We start from the raw sequence: 2,911 nt of genomic DNA, 5'->3' as shown, positions 1-2,911 counted from the left end.
TCAAGGACAATCGGAATAGCATACGGAAAGAAGTTCTGCACCTTATAAAATTTGTCAAAAAAACTGTTGCCATTCCACATGTATATTTTGTGGAATCGACTTTTTTAGAATCTGCTTTGAATATTTTATCTATTAAAGCTTCTTTGATAATAGTGTCCATGATTTGGAATTCTTATTGGATAGAAATTTCTTTCTAGAACATGATTTCGTCGAAAGTTCTCATTGGTTGAGGATAGGCATGTTCAAAACAATCAGTCCGATATCCTTTTAATCCAGTTACTGCACTATATAAAAAATTTCATCATAGTTTCGCCCTAGTCGTTCCAAAGATTCGATGACAAAAATATCCTTCTTCCTTAAAAAATGAAGTTCTTTTTGCAATTATTCTCGTGAGGTCTTCTTTTAACTACATAAAATTGTAACCACTGGTTTTAAGAGTAGTGTATCATCCCAAATCATATAATTAATTGACTGCGATTGTTATAAAACTCACGGTAAGCCATATAACTAGCAATAAATGAAGAAATCGCAGTAACTGAAATCAACATAAACATCACAACAATTTGGTAACGAATCGCTTGAACAGGATCAATTCCCGCAAAAATCAACCCTGACATCATACCTGGTAGGCTGACAAGTCCAACCGTTTTTGTTCGGTCAATAGAAGGAGCCATGCCCGTTTTGACGCTTTCTCTTACAATACTCATGGACGCTTGTTTTTTATTGGCTCCCAATGCCAATTTTTCCAATACCTGTTGGCGTTGGTCCGTAAATTTTGAATTCAAAGACCGATAGGTCACTCCAATCGCAGTCATGGCGTTGCTGGCAATCATGCCTGTAATTGGAACGATTTGGGAAGGGGTCCAGTCAATGACTCCTGAAAAAACAAGAATGAGTAAGGACAAGGCTGTTCCTACTCCAATAGCCGTCGTTGAAATTTTAAAAGAGCGGTTGATCCCCTCACTGCGTGTATGGGCGTTATAAGAAGCGTTGAACACAATGAACAAAACCATCGCTAAAGTGAGAAAGTTGTTATCCACTCGTAATACGTAGCTCAATACATATCCAATAAGGAATAATTGAACGACAGCGCGAATTCCCGCAATAAAAATGTCGTTTCCTAATCCCAATTTCTCTTTGTAATCAATCAACAAGGCAACTATCAAGAGGACAGAAGATAAAAGCAAAGAAAGATTACTGATTTCCAAATTGTTTGTCATTTCGATTCCTCCATTTTTCCACCTTTGATAGTAATCAGACGAGAAGCTTGGTCGATTTCTTCCTGGTTGTGAGTGACGGCCAACACCGTAGTTTGTTGGTCTTTCATCATGTCTCGGACTAAATCAAGGACAATCGCTCTGTTTTCTTGGTCCAATGAACTGGTAACTTCATCCAGGAGCAACACTTTCGGTTGATACATCAAATTTCGGACCAATGCAACCCGTTGTTTTTCCCCTCCTGATAGTTCCTTGACCTCTTTCGATAAGTAAGTTTCAGGTATTTGAACTCGTTCTAACAATTTTTTTGCACGTTCCCGATCAAATCCTTCTTCTCTTATGCGGGCAGGAAAAGACAAGTTCTCTTGAACTGTCTCATCGAATAGAGAAGCGTTTTGAAAGAAATAAGAGACTTCTTTTCTATACTCCACAGGATCGATTTTTTGCAGATCCGTACCTCGATAATAAATTTTTCCGGAAGTTGGGGAAAGCAGCGTACCAATTAATTTCAAAAGGGTACTTTTTCCACTTCCAGAAGGACCAGAAAAAACAATCACTTCCCCTTTGTTTACTGTAAAAGAGATATCTTGAAGGATTTGTTTTCCGTTTGCCTGAAAACCAACCTTCTCTAATTGAAACAATGAATCACTCATACCACTTCTCTCCTTTATAAAAAAGCCCTGCACCAGTGGACCATCCATACGGGTGCAGGGCTTTTGTTTCATCCTAGTGTACCTCAGTGTTCGTTTGGATCGTTTTTGGCGTCTTCATGAGTAGGGTGAACCGTTCCTTCAAGGTGATCTGGACCAGCATAAATGGTATACAGTCTGAGCGGCTTATCACCGGTGTTTTCGATGTTGTGCCACATGTCCGCCGGAACAAATACGGCGTCATCATCCATCACTTTTTGTTGAACATGTAAGTTATCTTTAGAAGGCCCCATTTTACACACGCCTTCTCCTTCTTCAATACGGATAAATTGGTCAATGCCTTCGTGCACTTCCAAACCGATGTCATCGCCCGGTTGAATGGACATTACGGTGACTTGCAGTTTACTGCCTGTCCAAATGGTCGTCCGGTAATTATCATTTCCTGTGGTGGCGTCTTCAATATTAATGATATACGGCTTCTTCCCATGATCCTTGTAGTCTATTTCCATCTTCCATTCCTCCTAGTCTTTGTACTGAAACAATGATACCTACTTCTTATTTATAATAATTCTAATTAATGGTACCACATCTAAAAATTCTATGCAAAAAAATTGGCTTTTTGGAGAGCGATTCTAAACAAAGACCATATAACGCGCAATTACAATTGGTACCCCTTAATCCTCAGCACATAAAGGAAAAAATATGGAATCAAAAAATAACCGATATGTACTCTGGTTATGACTTGAATCAGGGAGAATTTCAGAGACGACACTTCATACTTTTTTAGTTTGCACTTGTAAACTAACTAGCATACATTAAGTTTATGCTCACTATCAAGCGTTGTCAATCCTTTAGACTCTTATCAATTTCGAAAGAAAGTAGCAAGGCTATTGATTGTGACTGTAAAAGTGGGGTGTTCCTATAAGCACATTAAACTATCTTCTCTAATTTATCATGCTATTTAAATTGGTGTTAGTATCAAATCTTAGACAGCTTTTCGTAGAGACAAGAATAAATTAAACTTATCTACGAGAGGATGAATTT

3 protein-coding genes are annotated in these 2,911 nt (G+C 38.2%); all 3 read right to left on the bottom strand.

All coding sequences use genetic code 11. The features are described 5' to 3' along the window. Positions 1-455: 455 nt before the first annotated feature. The 3 genes from FGQ66_RS14900 to FGQ66_RS14890 all read right to left on the bottom strand — a co-directional run bounded on the left by FGQ66_RS14900 (position 456) and on the right by FGQ66_RS14890 (position 2,376). Entirely contained in the window at positions 456-1,220 is a 765-nt protein-coding gene (locus FGQ66_RS14900) for an ABC transporter permease (protein ID WP_002311027.1), read from the bottom strand. After that, complete coding sequence (locus tag FGQ66_RS14895) at positions 1,217-1,870, bottom strand: ABC transporter ATP-binding protein (RefSeq protein ID WP_025370695.1); 654 nt, start codon at positions 1,868-1,870, stop codon at positions 1,217-1,219. The genes FGQ66_RS14900 and FGQ66_RS14895 overlap by 4 nt, the downstream gene beginning before the upstream one ends. Positions 1,871-1,953: 83 nt before the next feature. Continuing rightward, complete coding sequence (locus FGQ66_RS14890; protein WP_002307506.1) at positions 1,954-2,376, bottom strand: cupin domain-containing protein; 423 nt, start codon at positions 2,374-2,376, stop codon at positions 1,954-1,956. Positions 2,377-2,911 lie beyond the last annotated feature (535 nt).

Origin of the sequence: Enterococcus sp. BSD2780061688st2 D3, from assembly GCF_005844145.1 — a bacterium.
Taxonomy (GTDB): Bacteria; Bacillota; Bacilli; order Lactobacillales; family Enterococcaceae; genus Enterococcus_B; species Enterococcus_B durans.
The sequence above is the reverse complement of the archived record's forward strand: the minus strand, read 5'-3'. Positions and strand labels throughout refer to the sequence as shown.